The following is a 1,379-nucleotide window of genomic DNA, read 5'->3' as shown; positions in this document are numbered from 1 at the left end:
CCTGATGTTGTCCCCGTATTCCCGTCCCCGTCCTAGTCGCAATAAAGCGCCTGGTCCATCGCCGGTTCCTGGCGCACTTGTGCAGCCCGCTGCCTCCTGAACTCCCGAGGCGAGCGCATTTTCAGCGATGAATGCGGATGCACCTCGTTGAAGTGCTCAAAGGCGGCCGACAACTGTGCCAACACCGTATTGACGTCTCGAAGGTCCATACGCGCCACGTAGTCGCGTTTGAAGGTGTTCACGAAGCTCTCGGCCATGCCGTTGCTTTGCGGGCTGCAGACAGGTGTGTTGATGGGCTTGAGGCCCAGTGAGCGTGCCAGCGCTCGCGTTTCTGCCGCGATGTAGGCACCACCGTTGTCGCTCAGGAACTCCAGTTGGTGGCCTGCAGGGATGGCATCGGCCGCCCCGAAGCGCCGCTCCACGGCTTCAATGAGCATCTCGCGCACCGGCTCCCCCGGCAGCCCTTTGCCCTCCCATGCACGCCAGGCCAGAACTTCGCGGTCGCAGCAGTCCTTGGTGAACGTTGCCGTCACCGTCTGGCCCGAGTCGCACTTGATTTCCAAGCCATCGGAGCACCAGCGCAGGTCGCTGTGTGCCACTGCCACACGGCCTTCATGCACGCGCGATGAATGGCGCCGACGCGGGGCCTTGGGCAACAACAGCCCCGCCTGTGCCATGACGCGATAGACGCGTTTGGCATTGACCCGCACATCGCCTGTGGCGCTACGTTGGCGGTTCACCAAGGCGCAGGCACGCCGGTAACCATAGCTGGGCAGCTGGGCAATCTCCTGGCGCAGCTCGGCCAGCAACTGGGCATCCCCCTTGGGCGTGCGGTGGCGCCGCCCGTCTGTCCAACTATCGTCGCGTCTGCTCAGCTCACGTACATGCGAGCGCGCCAGCCCCATCGTGCGGCAGACCGTCTTCACTGGTCTTCCCCGGGCAACAAGGGCGAGCGCGCAATCCACTTTTTTTCGGCGGCGTACTCCACGGCTTCCTTGAGGATTTCGTTCTCCAAGGTCTTCTTGCCCAGCACACGCTGGAGCTTGGCAATTTCCGCTCGGGCCGCTGCCAACTCGGATGCCGGCACCACTGCCTCACCAGCAGAGACGGCGGTCAGTGCGCCTTGCCGTTCAAGCTTACGCCACTGGAACAGCAAGCTTGCGGCAACGCCTTCCTGCCGAGCCACCAGCGAGACGCTCATGCCCGGTTCGTAGGTGCGCCGCACCAGGGCTGATTTCTCGGCGAGGGACCAGCGCCTGCGGCGCTGGTCTTTAAAAATCACCTCCACCGACTCCGTATGCCTAGTCATATTCATAGTCCTATTCCTATCTCAAAGATAAGCGATAGGACGGGGATGGGGAATCAGGGGGCTATCTCAC

The 1,379-nt window shown here is 62.7% G+C and carries 1 protein-coding gene; it reads right to left on the bottom strand.

Annotated features, from left to right (window positions below):
• Window positions 1-32: 32 nt before the first annotated feature.
• Window positions 33-1,309, bottom strand: a protein-coding gene (locus tag J1777_RS14185) for an IS3 family transposase (RefSeq protein WP_242700563.1) whose coding sequence is annotated in 2 segments (ribosomal slippage) — window positions 33-979 and window positions 979-1,309 — 1,278 coding nt in all. Because the reading frame shifts where the segments join, the coding sequence is not laid out codon by codon here.
• Window positions 1,310-1,379 lie beyond the last annotated feature (70 nt).

It is taken from the genome of Comamonas denitrificans (assembly GCF_017368815.1).
Lineage (GTDB): Bacteria > Pseudomonadota > Gammaproteobacteria > Burkholderiales > Burkholderiaceae_C > Comamonas > Comamonas denitrificans.
This window is presented reverse-complemented; position numbering and strand designations above follow the sequence as displayed.